The following is a 15,363-nucleotide window of genomic DNA, read 5'->3' on the forward strand; positions in this document are numbered from 1 at the left end:
GGAGGCGAACGCGGTACGGCCAAGTCCCGTCCCCGAGAACCGCCGGGTATGCAGTACCACGTCGACGGCGAACTGGTCCCCCGCGAACGGGCGACCGTCTCCGTCGAGGACCGCGGGTGGCGCTACGGCGACGCCGCATTCGAGACGTGTCGGGCCTACGGCGGCGAGGTGTTCGCGTGGGACGCCCACCGCGAGCGCATCGAGCGCACCTGCGAGACCCTCGGGATGCCCGACGCGGTGCCCGACGACCTCGCGCTGCGCGTCGCGGAGACGCTCGACGCCAACGACCTGGCCGACGCGTACGTCCGGGTCACGGTCTCGCGGGGCGTCCAACCGGGAAAACTGACTCCCCGCGAAGAGGTCGACCCGACGGTCGTCGTCGTGGTCAAAGCGCTTCCACGCGGCGGACGGCCCGCCAACGGTGGCGAGCGCGTCTGGGACGGCCCGGCGGTCGTCCAGTCGGTCACGACCCGCAAGCCGCCCGCGAACGTCCTGCCGCCCGAGGCGAAGACCCACAACTACCTCAACAGTATCCTCGCCCGTCTCGAACTCCGACGGGCGTCGAGCGAACGGTACCGCCCCGACGAGGCGCTCCTGCGAGACGCCGAGGGCTACGTCGCCGAAGGTGCGACTTCGAACTGCTTCTTCGTCGACGACGGGACGCTGAAGACGCCCGCCGAGGGGTCGCTCTTGCCCGGTATCACGCGACGGACCGTCCTCGACCTCGCGGCCGACGAGTCGTTCCCCGTCGAGACGGGCCGGTACACTCCCGACGACGTGCGCGGGGCCGACGAGGCGTTCCTGACGAACGCGACGTGGGAGATTCGGCCCGTCGAGTCCATCGACGGTATCGCGACGGAGGCAGGACCGGTCACGCGCCTGCTCCAGCGTCTCTACGACGACCTGGTCGAGTCACGCTGTTACGACTGAGTGTGGCGTTCGTGGCGCTGCCGGGTCACTCCTCGTCGGTCGCGCCGACCGGGTGGGCGTCCTCACGCTCGACGCCGTCGAACTCGGTGACGAAGTCGGCCCCGAACGCCGACGAGGGCGTCTGGTAGCCCGTCGTGGTCTCGCCGTCGAGCGTGCGTCGGGCGGCCTCGACAGCGGTCATCGCCGTCAGCGTGTAGGTCTCTGGCGTCCGGAGGCGTGCCTCGTACGTCTCCTCCCCATCCGAAATCTCGCCCCAGACCAGCGCCATCCCCTCCTCGCGTTCGTCCGCGTCGGGGCCGACGACGGTGCGGTCGACGACCGCCGACAGCGTCCGCTGGACCCACTCGCGGTCGAGGAGCGGCGCGAGTCGGTCGGTCGCTTCGAGCGCCTGCACGGCCCGCTCGGGGACCGCGGTGTACACCTGGACGTTCGGGACGCCCGTCGAGTGGTACGCGGTCGCCACGTCGCCCCAGGGCACCGTCACCGCGAGCGTCTCGCCCTCTCCGAAGTCGACGCGGCGAGTGTCGTGGACCGACGAGACGGCCGTGACGCGGCCGTCGCGACGCACCGCACCGCCCTCGCCGATGGACTCGACGGCGGTCCGCATCGTCCCTCGGGAGAACGACCCGAACGCCTGGAACCCCAGCGAGAGCTCCGTCGCGTCGGGGAGCGACTCCGCGAGGTGGGCGGCCAGACAGTCCGTCGGCACCACGTCGAAGCCCACGCCCGGCAGGACGGCGATGCCCGCTTCCTCGGCCTCGGCGTCGCGGGCCGCCAGCGCCTCGAACACGCCGATTTCGCCCGTGATGTCGAGGTAGTCGGTGTCGGTCGCGACGCAGGCGTCGACCAGCGGGTCGGCGGTCCGTGAGAACGGTCCCGCGCAGTTGAGCACGACGTCCACGTCCGCGAGGTGACGCTCCACGACGCGCTGGTGGTCGAGCGTGAACGCCCGCGAGGGGAGGTCGTGGTCGTCGGCCTGCGCTTCGAGTTTCGAGGGCGAACGCCCGCCCAGAATCACGTCGTGGTCGTCGAGGTGCTCGCTCGCCCGGTCAGTAACGAGGTCGCCGGTGTAGCCGTACGAGCCGTAGACGAGTAGCGTCGCCATGAGCCGTCGTACTCGCGGCCGCCGGAAAGGCGAACCGCTCGCGGCAGTCGTCGCCCGCGACGGTCGTCGGAACGTACTTCCGTCCGGTCACGAACGCCCCGACATGGACTCCCTCCACCGTATCGCACGCGACTGCCGGACGCTGTTGCTCGCCGTCCAACTGACGCTGTTCGGGGTCCTGTTCTGGAACGCGACCGACGGGTTCCGCCTGCTCGGGTTGTCACTGGGCGTCGTCGCGTTCGGCCTCACCGCCGTCACCGTCGTCCGGATGCTCTCCGGTCCCGTCGTCCCGGTCGAGGACGGCCCGGCCGACGAGGACGCGTCCGACTGAAGCGGGGACGGACCGCGTCGACCGACCGAACAGGGTCCCGGCCGACCTCCGCTTCGAAACCAGAACCCTTGAGCGGCGGCCCCGCGAGGTCGAGGCATGGACGAGGACCGACGTATCGCCGCCGTCTCGGAGGTGCCCACCGACGGGACGCTCCTGTTCACTCTCCGCGACGGGTTCGACCGCGAGGAGGCCATCCTCGTGCGCCTCGGCGGTGAGTCCGGCGACGACGCCATCCACGCCTGGAAGAACTACTGTCAGCACTGGACGGACGTGCGCCTCGACAAGGGGTCTGGCGCGGCGGTCCGGGAGGGGGAGGTGCTCTGTCAGCGCCACGCCGCCACCTTCGAGAAGGGGTCGGGGCTGTGCACCCACGGTCCCTGCGAGGGTGCGTACCTGGAGGACGTCGCGGTGACGGTCCACGACGACGCGGTGTACCTCACCGAAGCGGACTACGAGTTCGACGGTCTCGGGCCGTCGGGGGACCACGACCTCTCGTCGGGCGGTCGCATCGGCTTCTGAGCGCCACCGGGACGATACTCTCTTCGGGACAATTCACCGGTTTGACGGCTCCTTCGGCCCGTTTATCGTCCCTCCGTGCGTACCCGTGGCATGGGTCAGAGGACAGGACTGGCAGTCGTGGCTACGGTCGGCCTCGTCGCCGCGTGGGTCGGGTGGGGGGCCTACGCGCGGCGGTCGGTCGCGGTCGTTCCGTACACGACCGTCGAGACGGTCGACGGGGTGGAGATTCGAGCGTACCCGGCGTCGGTCGTCGTCGAGACGACGGCCCCCACCGAGGACGAGGCGTACGCTCGACTGGAGCGGTACCGCTCGGGTGCCAACGAACCGCGAGCGGACGTTCCGATGGCGACGCCCGTCAGCACGCACGTGGGCGTCAGAGAGCGCGAGGGGCGCGTCCTGGCACCCATCCGCGTCGGTGGCGAGGCCGTCGCGTCGACGGTTCCGGTTCGCTCGACGACGGCCGACGACCGGGTGACGGTCGGCATCACGCTCCCCGAGGGCTACACCGTCGAGCGCGCGCCACGACCGACGAACGCGGAGGTGACGGTCCGCGCCGACCCGCCACGGACGCTCGCGGTCCGCCCGTTCTCGTGGTGGGCGACCGACGACCGGACGGAGAGCCAGGAGGCGGCGTTGCTGTCGGCGCTCGACGGCACGGGTCTCGAACAGACGGGCGCCCCGGTGTTGTTCCGGTACGACCCGCCGCTGACGCCGCCGTTCCTCAGACAGAACGAGGTAGCCGTCGCCGTCGACGTCCCCGGCTGAACCGGACCCGCCGGTCGGTCCGGAACTGGGCTATCGGGGTGGCCGCGTCGCCCTCACTCGATGGTGAACACCGGTTCCTCGACGTTCTCGCTCTTGCAGTCCGGACAGCGCGAGGGTCGGTTGACGAGGTCGTCGAAGTCGGTGAACCCACAGTCGCGACACTCCGGCGGGGCCGCCAGCAGTTGCTCGTCGCTCGGGTCGAGTGACTTCGAGATGTGTTCGACGTGCGAGAACACGGTCGCCGTCCGAACGCCGAACTCGCGGGCGAGGGTGCCGGCGGGAGCGGGGTCGTCACGGAGGCGGTCGGCGATACGCTGGCGCGTCGTCTCCTCCTCGGCGCGCATACGTGAAGCCGTACCACGCCAGCCGACATACGTGTTCGGGCGACGGCCACACGAGCCGACCTGTCGTCGGGTCGGATAGAAGGCGCAACGCCTATCACGGCAGCAACAGACGCGCAACACATGCACGCGGTCGTTCTCGCGGGTGGGTACGCCACCCGCCTCTGGCCAATCACGCGCCACCGCCCCAAGATGCTCCTCCCGGTCGGTGACACCACCGTCATCGACCGTATCCTCTCGGAACTCGAGACCGACGACCGGATCGACCACGTCTACATCTCGACCAACGAGCGCTTCGCTCCCGCGTTCGAGGCCCACCTCGAGGCCCACCCCTACGAGAAGGCCTCGCTCTCCATCGAGGACACGAACGTCGAGACCGAGAAGTTCGGCGTCGTCGGTGCGCTCGCCCAACTCGTCGAGCGCGAGGGGGTCGACGAGGACCTCCTGGTCGTCGCCGGTGACAACCTCATGGGGTTCGAGATGGGCGACTTCCTCGACTTCTACGAGGAGAAGGGTGCGCCGACCATCGCCGCCTACGACGTCGGGTCGCTGGAGAAAGCCACGAACTACGGGTTGGTCGCGCTGGAGGGCGACCGCGTCGTCGACTTCCAGGAGAAACCCGAGAACCCCAAGAGCACGCTCGTCTCCATCGCCTGCTACGCCTTCCCCGCCGAATCGGTGCGGTTCCGCGAGTACCTGTCGGGTGACAACAACCCCGACGAACCCGGCTGGTACATCCAGTGGCTCCAGGCCGAGGAGGGGGTCCACGCCTTCTCCTTCGAGGAGCCGTGGTTCGACATCGGCACGCCCGACGCCTACCTCGAAGCGGTAGCGTGGGCGCTCGGCGGCGAGACCGTCGTCGCGGCCGACGCGACCGTCGAGGACTGCGACCTCGGCCAGAACGTCCACGTCATGCCCGGCGCGACGCTCTCGGGCGTCTCCGTCTCCGACAGCGTCGTCTTCTCGGAGGCGACCATCGAGGACTCCGACATCGTCGACTCCATCGTCGACGAGCACGCCGAGGTCCACGGCAAGACGCTCACCCACTCGCTGGTCGGGTCGTACTCGCGACTGAGCTGACGCGAGAGCGACTCGCCGACGCCCCACCGCCCTCACCCTCCGGGCCACGACTCACACACTTTTCCCCTCCTGCCGCGACGCTCCGGACATGCCGTCAGCACTCGTCGTCGGCGGGACGCGCTTCATCGGTCGCCACACCGTCGCGCAGTTCCTCGCCAACGACTACGACGTGACGACGCTCACCCGCGGCGAGAGCGACGACCCGTTCGCCGACACCGACCGCGTCTCGAACGTCCAGGGTGACCGCAACGACCGTGAGGCGCTCGAACGTGCCCGTGACCGCGCCGACCCGGACGTCGTCGTCGACACGTGTGCGTACTTCCCGCGACAGGTCCGGACGGCCACCGACGTGTTCGCCGACTGTGACTCGTACGTGTTCGTCTCCAGTGGCAGCGCGTACGACCAGAACGCCGAGGACGTCCCGATGCGCGAGGGCGAGACGCCGCTCCACGACTGCACCGACGAGCAGGCCGAGGACGAGTCGATGGAGACGTACGGCCCCCGGAAGGCCGAGGGCGACCGCGCGGTGTTCGAGGCCGCCGAGGAGGGCGTCTACGCCATGTCCGTCCGCCCGATGCTCGTCTACGGTCCCCACGACTACACCGAACGCTACGCCTACTGGGTGAACCGCGTCGCGGAGTACGAGCGCGTGCTGGTCCCCGGTGACGGCGGGAGCCTGCTCCACCGCGCGTACGTCGCGGACGTGGCCCACGCCCTGCGTCTGGTCGCCGAGCGCGGCGAACCGGGCGAGGCGTACAACGTCGCCGACCGCGACGCGGTGACGCTCGACCGCTCGCTGACCCTCGCGGCGGACGCACTCGACACCGACGTCGAACTGGTCCACGCCAGCGAACACGACCTCGCACGCGGCGACCTCTCGCCCGAGGAGTTCGTCCTCTACACCCCCTCGCCCGCGCTCGTCTCGACCGAGAAACTCCACGCGCTGGGCTGGGACTCGACGCCCCCGGAAGTCGCCGTCCGCGAGACGGTCCAGTCCCACCGCGAACACGACCTCACGGGCGAGGAGTACGACCCCGGTCGCGAACGCGAGGCACGGGTCGTCGACGCGCTGACCGAGTGACGCGAGCACGCGGTCGGTAGCGATGTCCCCGCTCACCGTCTCTCGTTCACCGCTCCCTGCTCCGTCGTCCGGTATCGCTACACCCTTGGCCCGCGCGACACACCGCCACACATGGACACGGCACTCGTCGTCGGCGGCACGCGCTTCATCGGCCGCCACACCGTCGCGGAGTTCCTCGACCACGGCTACGAGGTCACCATCTTCAACCGCGGGAACCACGAGAACCCGTTCGCCGACGACGAGCGCGTCTCGCACGTCGAAGGCGACCGGACGACCGACTCGGCGCTCGAACGCGCGAAACTGGAGGTCGACCCGGACGTCGTAATCGACTGCGTGGCCTACCAGCCCAAAGACGTGCGCGCCGCGACCCAGATTTTCGGCGACTGCGACGCCTACGTCTACATCTCCTCTGGGGCGGCCTACGGCGTCGAGGAAGCGCCGAAACGCGAGGACGACACGCCGCTGTGTGACTGCACGCCCGAGCAGGCGACCGACGACTCCGCGGAGACGTACGGCCCCCGGAAGGCCGAGGGCGACCGGGCGGTGTTCGCGGCCGGCGACCGCGGCGTGCAAGCGATGTCGATCCGCCCACCCATCGTCTACGGCCCGCACGACTACACCCGGCGGTTCGACTACTGGATCGACCGGGTGAAGACCGAAGCGCGACTGCTCGTCCCGTACTCCGAGTTGCGCCACCTCGTCTACGTGAAGGACGTCGCCAGCGCCATGCGCGTCATCGCCGAGGAAGGCGAGGCGGGCGAGGCGTACAACGTCGGGACCCACACGCTCCCGCTGCTCACCGAGTGGGTCGACGCCGTCGCCGCGGAACTCGGCCGCGACGTCGAGCAGGTCCGGGTGGGCGACCGGGAACTCGACGCCGTCGACCTCGCCGCCGACGACTTCGCGCTGTACCGCGACTACCCCCACGTCCTCGCGACCGAGAAACTCGAAGCGCTGGGCTGGGAGGCGACGCCCGTCGCCGAGTCCGTCGCCGAGACGGTCGCCGCCCACCCCGACGGCGAGGGCCGGGAGAACGGCCCCGACCGCGAGACCGAAGAACGGATGCTCGGCGTGCTGGAGACGTTCTGAGGTCGGGCAAGAGTCTTGCCCCCGCCGCCTACAGTCGCCGACATGTCGTTGTACTACGAGGAAATCGAGGTCGGGCACAGTCGCGACTGCGGGAGCGTCACCGTCACCCGCGAGGACCTGCTGTCGTTCGCCGAGCAGTTCGACCCCCAGCCCATCCACACCGACCCCGAGGCGGCCGCCGAGTCGATGTACGGCGGCCTCATCGCCAGCGGGTGGCACACCGCCGCGCTGTCGGCGCGACTGCTCGTCGAGGGGTTCATGAACGAGACGGCGAGTCTCGGCGGACGAGGGATGGACGACCTGCGCTGGCACGCGCCCGTCAGACCGGGCGACACGCTCTCTGTCGAGGTCGAAGTGCTCGACAAGGAACCGGACGACCGAAATCCGGGGATGGGCCACACGCGCGTCGGCGTGACGACGACCACCGACGACGGCGAGACGGTGCTGACGATGGTCGGTCTCGGTCTCGTCGAGCGGCGCGGGGACTGACCGGCTGCGCCCGACTCTCGTGACCGCCCGGCCACGTTCGCACCCGCTGACGAGTACGAACCGTTATACGCCACGACGGGCCACTGAGGGTATGTTCGACAAACGGTCGTGGATTCGGCTTCCACGGAACGTCCTCGTGGGCCGGGGCGTGCTCTCCGAGACGGCCGACGCCGTCGGGGAACTCCACCTCGCGGGCACGCCGCTCATCGTCACCAGCCCCACGCCACGACGGTTGGCTGCCGAGTCGGTCGCCGAGCAGTTCGACGGGTGTCCGATGGTGACCGTCGAGACGGCCAGTTTCGCGGAGGTCAAACGCGTCATCGACGAGGCCGAGGACTGCGAGGCGGGCTTCCTCGTCGGCGTCGGCGGCGGGAAGGTCATCGACATCGCGAAGATGGCGAGCGACGAACTCGGGATGGGGTTCGTGAGCGTCCCGACCGCCGCGAGCCACGACGGCATCGTCTCCGGGCGCGGGTCGGTCCCCGAAGGGGACACGCGTCACTCCGTCGCCGCCGAGCCACCGCTGGTCGTCGTCGCGGACACGGGCATCGTCGCCGACGCGCCGTGGCGACTCACCACCGCGGGCTGTGCGGACATCATCTCGAACTACACCGCCGTCAAGGACTGGCAGCTCGCCCACCGGCTGAAGAACGTCGAGTACTCCGAGTACGCCGGCGCACTGTCGCGGATGACCGCCGAGATGCTCGTCGACAACGCAGACTCCATCCGCCCCGGGCTGGAGGAGTCCGCCTGGCTCGTCATCAAGGCGCTCGTCTCCTCGGGCGTGGCGATGTCCATCGCCGGCTCCTCGCGGCCCGCAAGCGGCGCGGAGCACCTCATCAGCCACCAGCTCGACCGCATCGCGCCCGGCACCGCGCTCCACGGCCACCAGGTCGGCGTCGCTTCGGTCGTCACCGAGTACCTCCACTCCGGGGACATGGGGCGCTGGCAGAACGTCCACGACGCGCTGGGAGCCATCGGTGCGCCCACGACCGCCGAGGAACTGGGCCACTCCCCCGAGCAGTTCGTCGAGGCGATGACGACGGCTCACGAGATTCGCGACCGCTACACCATCCTCGGCGACGGCGTCAGCGAGGAGGCCGCTATCGAGGCGGCGACGGTCACCGGCGTCATCTAACGCCACCTCTTAGCCACGCGCAGGCTCCCCACGGGGTAAAACCTCTCCCAGTGAGCGAAGCTCCTTGGAGTCTGCGAGACGCTGAACGTCTCGCGATGGGACTAACATCCGCTTCGCACACTGTGTGCGCTCCGAGCACGCCGTTCGCTCGTCGAGTCAGTCGTCGCTCCGTGTGGTCCACTCCTCTCTGAGCAGACCGTACTGCACCATGTCGCGGTACTCACCATCCACGAACATGTCCCGACGGGTGCGCCCCTCCTCGGTGAAGCCGAGTGACTCCAGCAGCGCCCGCGAGGCGTCGTTGAACGCGAACGCGCCCGCACCGACGGCGGGGTGAGCGTAGGTCCGGAACGTGTAGTCGACGGCCAGCGCGACGGCCTCCTTGCCGTACCCCTCGCCGTGGACCTCGCTCACGAGGCCGTAGCCGAGTTCCGGGCGTCGCCAGGCGGCGTCCTCGACGTTGACGAAGCCGATGGCTCGGGTCTCGTCCTCCGCGGGCGACCCGCGACCGGCCGGTGGGTCGTCGAGGCAGACTGTGAACCGGTCAGCGTCGTCGTCGCGGGGCCACTCCGCGACCATCTCCGTGCGACTCGTCACCGGGTTCCCGAGTGGGAGACGGAGGGTCGGGTCGGTCCGCATGCGCTGGAGCATCGAGACGTCTTCCTCCTCGGTCGTCCGCAGCGTGACACGCTCGCCGCGTGCGACGAGTGCACCGGGCATGAGCGAACCGTCACCCGAGTCGAGGATAGGTCTTCTGTCACGACGTGCTGCACGGTCGGTCGACGGTCCCGTTCGTGACCGGTCTGACGACGGAGCCGACCGACCGGTTCAGATGCTGGACGCGAACGGCGCGTCCGTGCTCGTGCGCCACTGCCACTCCTCGCCGTCGACGTCGTCGGTTCGGCCGCCGTCGAACAGCGCGCCCAACCGGTACACCGGGTCGCGAGTGGCGTCGCTCGCGTCCGTGAGACAGAGGATGGTGATGCCGAGCAACCCCTCGATGCGACACCGACAGCCGGCGCGTTCTTCGAGGATACGGCACGCGCCCGCCTCGATGGACTCGCCGGTCGCGACGGCTCCCGTCGGGTCGGTCCACCCACCACCCCCGGGGACGGTCAGCGTGTCGCCACGGCTGTTCCTGATGCGGACGCCGGCGTCGACCACGCTCTGCTCGGCGAGTCCGCACAACTGGTCGTACGTCGGCGACGGCACCGGTAGCGTCGTCTGTCGGACCGGACACGGCCCGTACCGACCGCGAAGCGCCGAGAGCGCGGTTCGAACCCGCTCGTAGGTCTCCCCCCGAGACATACTGGCTCCGTTTGCGAACGTCGGGTATAAAACGCCCACACCGTTCGCCGGACCGACCGGTCGTCGAGTGAGAGCGACAGGAACGCCGGCGTCTCGGGAGTGTGAGCGTGCCGTTTCTCCGGGTCTCCGCGTCGGTAGCGCACGTCTACCTCCCGAAAAATGGCTCGTTAGCGAGACGTTATCCGCCGTGTACCTATCACCAGGGGGTGTCTCTGGAGAGTCATGTCAACGGGAAGGGACGGAGGGGTCGTCGTCGACAGGACGGAGCTGCTCGACGACCTCGAAACGACGACGCAGTTCTGGTACGCGGCCATCCTCGCGGTGGGGTTGTTCGGCCCGTTCGTCTACCTCACGCGGCCGATGCACGTCGACGAGTCGACGTTCCTCGTCCTCGGCGAGGCGATACTGAACGGGGCGACCCCCTACGTCGACCTCGTCGACCACAAACCGCCCGGCGTGTTCGCCGTCGGCGCACTGCTCGCGTGGCTCCCCGGCGAGAGCTACGTCGCCGCGCGACTGCTCGTCGGGGCGCTCCACCTGGTCTCGGCCGTCCTCGTCGTCGCGCTCGGGACGCGCCTGCGCGACCGCCTGACGGGGCTGGTCGCGGGGCTGCTGTTCCTCGTGGGCGTCTACCTCCCGCACTTCGACGGCTACTACTTCATGACCGAGCCGTTCTGTCTGGTCGCCCTGCTCGTCGCCGCGCTGGCGCTGTTCAGCGAGCGACAGGGCACCGACGCGCTCGCGGGCGTCGCCCTCGCCGTCGGCGTCCTGTTCAACCAGACCGTGTTCCTCGCGGGGCTGGTCGTCGTCGCGGCGACGCTGTTCGCGCTGCGTCGCCCCGAGAACCGTACCCGCGAGTTCGCGACGACGACGACGTGGCGGTACCTCTCCATCGGCGTCCCGTTCGTGACCGTGCTGGCGCTGACGCTCGCGCTCGCCGCCGTCGGCGGGTTCCTCGACGGCCTGCTGTCGTACGCCGTCTTCGTCCCGCTCACCGACTACAGCACGCCATTCGACCTGGGGGGCCACCTCCTCGCCGGCGCGTCGTACCTCCCGGTGTGGACGTTCGCCGCCGCGACGGTGGCCGTGCTGGCCGGTCGCGAACTGACCGGCACGCGGGTCGACGACCGCCTCTGGTTCGTCGTGTTCTGGCTCGTCATCCTCGGCTACCCCGGCGCGGTCGGGTTCAGCGGCGACCACAAACTCCTGTTCGCGTTCCCGGCCGCGGCGCTGCTCGCCGCCGTCGGTACGGTCTGGGTGTACGAGCACGTCGTCATCGACGTGTTCGTCGACGACGAGACGGTCGACTCCTGGGCGGTCGTCGGCATGCTCGCCGCCTGTGTCGTCTTCGTCTGTGGTATCGCGCTCGCAGCGAACGGCGTCTACGGCGTGACCATGGCCGACGAACACGTCGGACAGCAGGAAGCGAGCGCCGCCGCGCTCTCCGAACACGTCGACGGCGAGGCGTACATGCTGCCGTTCAACAACGACGTCGTCTACTTCTCGGACACCATCGAACCGGCCTCGACGTTCGTCGGACTGCCGTACTCCGAGGCGCTGGCCGACCGGGTGACGAGCGACCTCGCGGCGCAGGCGACGCCGTACGTCGTCGTCCCAGAGGGCCACCTGAACGACGACGGCACCATCGCCGCCGACACGGGCTACTTCCCCGAGACGAAGGGCCAGATCAACGCCTACGTCGAAGCACACTACGAACAGACCGTCACGGCCGGCGGCTACGTGGTGTTCGAACGGACGGACTGACCCGCTCGAACTCCCGGCTCCGTTCTCTGACTCCTCACACTTCTGGCGAGACGCGTCGCCCTCAGACGTGCTCGTCGAGGAACTCGACGACCGCCGAGTACGCCTCGATGCGGTTCTCCAGTTTCGAGAGGCCGTGGCCCTCGTCGTCGAACACGAGCGTCTCGACGGGGACGTGTTCGGCGGCCTGCTCCGCGACCTGTTCGGCCTCGCCCAACGGGACGCGCGGGTCGTTCGCGCCGTGGATGACGAACAGCGGCGCGCGGATGGCGTCGATGTTGTTGATGGGCGAGATGGACTCGAGGAACTCGCGGTCGTCGGCGAGACTGCCGTACTCCGCCTCGCGCAGTTCCCTGCGCCACTCGCCGGTGTTCTCCAGGAACGTGACGAAGTTGGCGATGCCGACGATGTCGACGCCGGCGGCCCAGAGCTCCGGATACTCGGTCATCGAGGCGAGCACCATGAACCCGCCGTAGGAGCCACCGTAGGCGACGAGACGGTCGGCGTCGACGGCCTCCTGCTCGGCCAGCCACGTCGCCGCCGCGTCGACGTCCTTCACCGAGTCCATGCGCTTCCCGACGTCGTCGAGGTGCGAGTACGCCTTCCCGTAGCCCGTCGAGCCACGCACGTTCGGTTCGAAGACGGCGTAGCCAGAGCGCAGGAAGAACTGCTTGAGCGGGTTGAACGAGGGCCGCCGCTGGCTCTCGGGGCCGCCGTGGATGTCGACGACGACCGGTGCCCCGCCCTCGGGCACGTCCTCGGGCAGCGAGAAGTACGCCGGAATCTCCCGACCGTCGAACGACTCGAACCTGACCAACTCGGGTTCGACGAACGTCGACTCGGGGATGCCGGCCGTCGATGCGAGCGTCCAGCGGTCGGTGTCGCCCGTCTCGACGTCCGCGAGGTGGACGTTCGTGTTCTGGGTGCTCGCCGTCGTCGTGAACGCGAACGCGTCGGCGTCCTCGTCGAACGAGACGCCGCCCGCGACGCCAGCCGGGAGGTCGATGTCGGTCACGTTCTCGACCGCCAGTCCGTCCGCCGAGAGGTCGCCCGCCCGGAGTTCGGTGTAACCGTCGACGTTCCGCGAGTAGACGAGGCGACCCGTCTCGTGGTCGATGGCGACGCCGTCGACGCTCCACTCGCCGTTGGCCTCGTCGTCGGGCAGCGTGACCCGCTCGCGGGACCCGTCCATCGCGAGTCGGTAGGCGTCGAGCGTGTCAGAATCGCGGTCGGTCGTCACGTAGAGGTACTCGCCGTCGGGGCCCCACGTCGCGCTCTGGTGGCGCTCGAACCCGTCGTGTTCGGTCAGCAGGTCCAACTCGCCCGTTTCGAGGTCGAGCACGTAGACGTCCTGGTCGAGCAGCGAGGTGGCCTGCGTGACCACCAGTCTGGAGTCGTCCGGCGAGAACCCGCCCGGCGAGTACCAGCCGTCGGACTCGAACACCAACTCGGCGTCGTCGCCCGTCTCGTCGCGGCCCTGGACGTAGACGTCGAAGACGCCCTCGTCGCGGCGGTTGGAGGCGAACGCGAACCGTTCGCCGTCGTGGCTCCAGCCACCCCAGAGGTGTTTGGCGTCGGGCATCTCCGTCAGCGGGGTTATCTCGCCCTCGGTGTCGCCCGCGAGGTCGAGGCGGTAGAACTGGAGGCGCTCGTTGCCCCCCTCGTCCATCCCGAAGACGAGTTCCTCGCGTTCGGGCGAGAACGTACAGAACGAGACCGCTTCCTCGTAGAACGTCCGCTGTACGGGCCAGCCGCGGGGTTCGTCCAGCGTCCAGACCTGCGCGGTCCCGGTCGTGTTCAGCAGGAAGGCGAGGGTCCCCGCTTCGGAGAGCGACGCGCCGTAGGCGCTTCTGATGTTGAGGTAGCGCTCGATGTCGTGCACGGTCGTGGCACGTCGGACCACGGCAAAGAGCTTCGGAAACCGGGCGAGGTCGTGGTGGTCGCCCGGAGTCGGATGGCGTTCGATGCCGCCACTCCCAGAACCTCGCCCGCTGTAATGAGACACACACGAAGAGTGAACGTGCAGCGAGTCACGAGAGTCGAGACGTCTGGAGTTTCCGGTACGCACCCACCGAGCGCCCCGGTGACCCGTCGGACACGCCGCCGACCGAGCGGGGGATTCATGTCGGGGGACGACCCACCGCGGATATGCACCTCGCCATCGTCGTGACGGAGACGCGCGACTGGCGCTCGCTCGCCCCCGCTCGTGAGACGGAGTTGACCCGTCGCTACGCCGAACAGCAGGTGGCGGCCGGCCACGACGTGACGGTGTTCTGTACGCAGTTCTGGGACGGCTACGAGTCGACGCTCCGACGCGACGGCGTCACCTACCGGGCGGTGACCGTCGCCCCCGCCGCGACGTCGTTCACGGCGCGTCTCCCCGCGTTGCTCGCGGCGGCCCGTCCGGACGTGGTCCACGCCGCGCCCACACCGCCGAGCGCGGTCCTCGCCGCGAAGCAGGGCGCACGCCTCGCGAGCGCACCGCTGGTCGTCGGCTGGGAGGGCCACGAACGGCCGACGGGACGGCTGGTCGGGCGAGCGGCGCGCGCTCCCGACGGCGTCACCGTCCCCTCGGGGTTGGTCGGGACGCGGGCGCGGAAGGCCGGCACGCCCGAGCGCCGCGTCCGGAACGTCCCGCAGGCCATCGACGCCGACCGCGTCGAGTCGGTCGACCCGACCGGCGACTACGACGTGGTGACGGCGACGCCCCTCGACGAACACGCCAACCTCGACGGCCTCCTGCTCGCACTGGCCGAACTCCGCCGCCGGGACTGGTCGGCGCTCGTCGTCGACACCGCCGCCGAGAGCAGTCGGTCGACCCGACGTGCGCTCAGGACCGACGGCGGAGCCAGCGGTACGGACGGGTCGACCGACGGTGATGCTGACGGGAGGCCGAGCGACTCGTCGAGCGTGTCGACACCCGCCGCGACGAACGGGGTCGGTACCGCCGAGGAGGGCGACGAGGGGGCGGCCGAGCAGTCGCCCCGGGACCGTCTCGCCGAGCAGCTCGACGACCTCCGAATCGCCGACCGCGTCACCGTCGTCGACGGACTGGACCGGGACGAGCGCCTCGCGTCCTACCGCGGCGCACACGTGTTCGTCCAGACGCGCGCTCGGGAGTACTTCGCCCGCGAACTGCTGTGGGCGCTGGCGTGTGGCTGTGTCGGTGTCGTGGAGTACCAGGCCGACTCCAGCGCCCACGAACTGCTCGTCGACCACCCGCGGGGCTTCCGCGTGACGACGCCCGAGGAGATAGAGACCGCCATCGAGGACGCCGCCGACCTGGAACGGTGGACCGTCGACCCCGAGATGCGCCGCTACGACTGGGAACGGGTCGCCGAGGAGTACGTCGAGTACTACCGAGAACTGGCGACGGCGTAGCCGCGGTGGCCGGTCGAGGCCACGGTCGCCGTCCCGGTCGGGTCG

Annotated in this window: 16 protein-coding genes; 11 read left to right on the forward strand and 5 right to left on the reverse strand. The window is 69.7% G+C overall.

Translation table 11 applies throughout. From position 1 onward, the window contains the following. The first annotated feature begins 48 nt into the window (after window positions 1–48). Window positions 49–930 (forward strand): aminotransferase class IV, encoded by an 882-nt coding sequence (locus tag M1L36_RS01680; protein ID WP_250871976.1) that lies wholly within the window; start codon window positions 49–51, stop codon window positions 928–930. A gap of 25 nt (window positions 931–955) precedes the next feature. Here M1L36_RS01680 and M1L36_RS01685 read toward each other — a convergent pair whose 3' ends face one another. Continuing rightward, window positions 956–2,035 carry a saccharopine dehydrogenase family protein gene (locus tag M1L36_RS01685; RefSeq protein WP_250871977.1) on the reverse strand — a complete coding sequence of 360 codons (1,080 nt, stop codon included), beginning with the start codon at window positions 2,033–2,035 and terminating at the stop codon, window positions 956–958. Here M1L36_RS01685 and M1L36_RS01690 point away from each other — a divergent pair. The 3 genes from M1L36_RS01690 to M1L36_RS01700 all read left to right on the forward strand — a co-directional run bounded on the left by M1L36_RS01690 (window position 2,034) and on the right by M1L36_RS01700 (window position 3,650). Beyond that, a complete protein-coding gene (locus tag M1L36_RS01690; RefSeq protein WP_250871978.1) occupies window positions 2,034–2,366 on the forward strand; it encodes a hypothetical protein in 333 nt (110 codons plus the stop codon). The genes M1L36_RS01685 and M1L36_RS01690 overlap by 2 nt on opposite strands. A gap of 96 nt (window positions 2,367–2,462) precedes the next feature. Next, window positions 2,463–2,885, forward strand: a complete 423-nt coding sequence (locus tag M1L36_RS01695; protein ID WP_250871979.1) for a Rieske (2Fe-2S) protein — start codon at window positions 2,463–2,465, stop codon at window positions 2,883–2,885. A 90-nt stretch (window positions 2,886–2,975) separates the two neighbouring features. Next, the gene (locus M1L36_RS01700) at window positions 2,976–3,650 is read left to right on the forward strand and encodes an SOUL family heme-binding protein (RefSeq protein ID WP_250871980.1); all 675 of its coding nucleotides are present in this window, start codon (window positions 2,976–2,978) and stop codon (window positions 3,648–3,650) included. 53 nt (window positions 3,651–3,703) lie between these two features. Here the strand turns inward: M1L36_RS01700 and M1L36_RS01705 are convergent, their stop codons facing one another. Beyond that, window positions 3,704–3,994: a transcriptional regulator gene (locus tag M1L36_RS01705; RefSeq protein WP_250871981.1), complete on the reverse strand. Its 291-nt coding sequence runs from the start codon at window positions 3,992–3,994 to the stop codon at window positions 3,704–3,706. 120 nt (window positions 3,995–4,114) lie between these two features. Here M1L36_RS01705 and M1L36_RS01710 point away from each other — a divergent pair, with 120 nt between their 5' ends. The 5 genes from M1L36_RS01710 to M1L36_RS01730 all read left to right on the forward strand — a co-directional run bounded on the left by M1L36_RS01710 (window position 4,115) and on the right by M1L36_RS01730 (window position 8,868). After that, window positions 4,115–5,071 carry a nucleotidyltransferase family protein gene (locus M1L36_RS01710; RefSeq protein WP_250871982.1) on the forward strand — a complete coding sequence of 319 codons (957 nt, stop codon included), beginning with the start codon at window positions 4,115–4,117 and terminating at the stop codon, window positions 5,069–5,071. Window positions 5,072–5,159: 88 nt separating this feature from the next. Next, window positions 5,160–6,152 carry an NAD-dependent epimerase/dehydratase family protein gene (locus M1L36_RS01715; RefSeq protein ID WP_250871983.1) on the forward strand — a complete coding sequence of 331 codons (993 nt, stop codon included), beginning with the start codon at window positions 5,160–5,162 and terminating at the stop codon, window positions 6,150–6,152. Window positions 6,153–6,263: 111 nt separating this feature from the next. Continuing rightward, complete coding sequence (locus tag M1L36_RS01720) at window positions 6,264–7,241, forward strand: NAD-dependent epimerase/dehydratase family protein (protein WP_250871984.1); 978 nt, start codon at window positions 6,264–6,266, stop codon at window positions 7,239–7,241. Between the two features lie 42 nt (window positions 7,242–7,283). Further along, window positions 7,284–7,730, forward strand: coding sequence for a MaoC family dehydratase (locus tag M1L36_RS01725; RefSeq protein ID WP_250871985.1), 447 nt, complete (start codon window positions 7,284–7,286; stop codon window positions 7,728–7,730). Window positions 7,731–7,821: 91 nt separating this feature from the next. Beyond that, window positions 7,822–8,868 (forward strand): NAD(P)-dependent glycerol-1-phosphate dehydrogenase, encoded by a 1,047-nt coding sequence (locus tag M1L36_RS01730; RefSeq protein WP_250871986.1) that lies wholly within the window; start codon window positions 7,822–7,824, stop codon window positions 8,866–8,868. A gap of 156 nt (window positions 8,869–9,024) precedes the next feature. Here M1L36_RS01730 and M1L36_RS01735 read toward each other — a convergent pair whose 3' ends face one another. Continuing rightward, complete coding sequence (locus M1L36_RS01735) at window positions 9,025–9,588, reverse strand: GNAT family N-acetyltransferase (RefSeq protein WP_250871987.1); 564 nt, start codon at window positions 9,586–9,588, stop codon at window positions 9,025–9,027. Between the two features lie 108 nt (window positions 9,589–9,696). Further along, a complete protein-coding gene (locus M1L36_RS01740) occupies window positions 9,697–10,176 on the reverse strand; it encodes an NUDIX hydrolase (RefSeq protein ID WP_250871988.1) in 480 nt (159 codons plus the stop codon). Window positions 10,177–10,398: 222 nt separating this feature from the next. Between M1L36_RS01740 and M1L36_RS01745 the strand changes: the two genes are divergently transcribed. Further along, complete coding sequence (locus M1L36_RS01745; protein WP_250871989.1) at window positions 10,399–11,940, forward strand: ArnT family glycosyltransferase; 1,542 nt, start codon at window positions 10,399–10,401, stop codon at window positions 11,938–11,940. A 61-nt stretch (window positions 11,941–12,001) separates the two neighbouring features. On the opposite strand, the gene M1L36_RS01750 is transcribed toward M1L36_RS01745, so the two are convergent. Next, window positions 12,002–13,819, reverse strand: coding sequence for a S9 family peptidase (locus M1L36_RS01750; protein ID WP_250871990.1), 1,818 nt, complete (start codon window positions 13,817–13,819; stop codon window positions 12,002–12,004). 266 nt (window positions 13,820–14,085) lie between these two features. Here M1L36_RS01750 and M1L36_RS01755 point away from each other — a divergent pair, with 266 nt between their 5' ends. Then, entirely contained in the window at window positions 14,086–15,318 is a 1,233-nt protein-coding gene (locus tag M1L36_RS01755) for a glycosyltransferase (protein ID WP_250871991.1), read from the forward strand. The last annotated feature ends 45 nt before the right edge of the window (window positions 15,319–15,363 follow it).

Source organism: Halomarina rubra, assembly GCF_023699475.1.
GTDB lineage: Archaea > Halobacteriota > Halobacteria > Halobacteriales > Haloarculaceae > Halomarina > Halomarina rubra.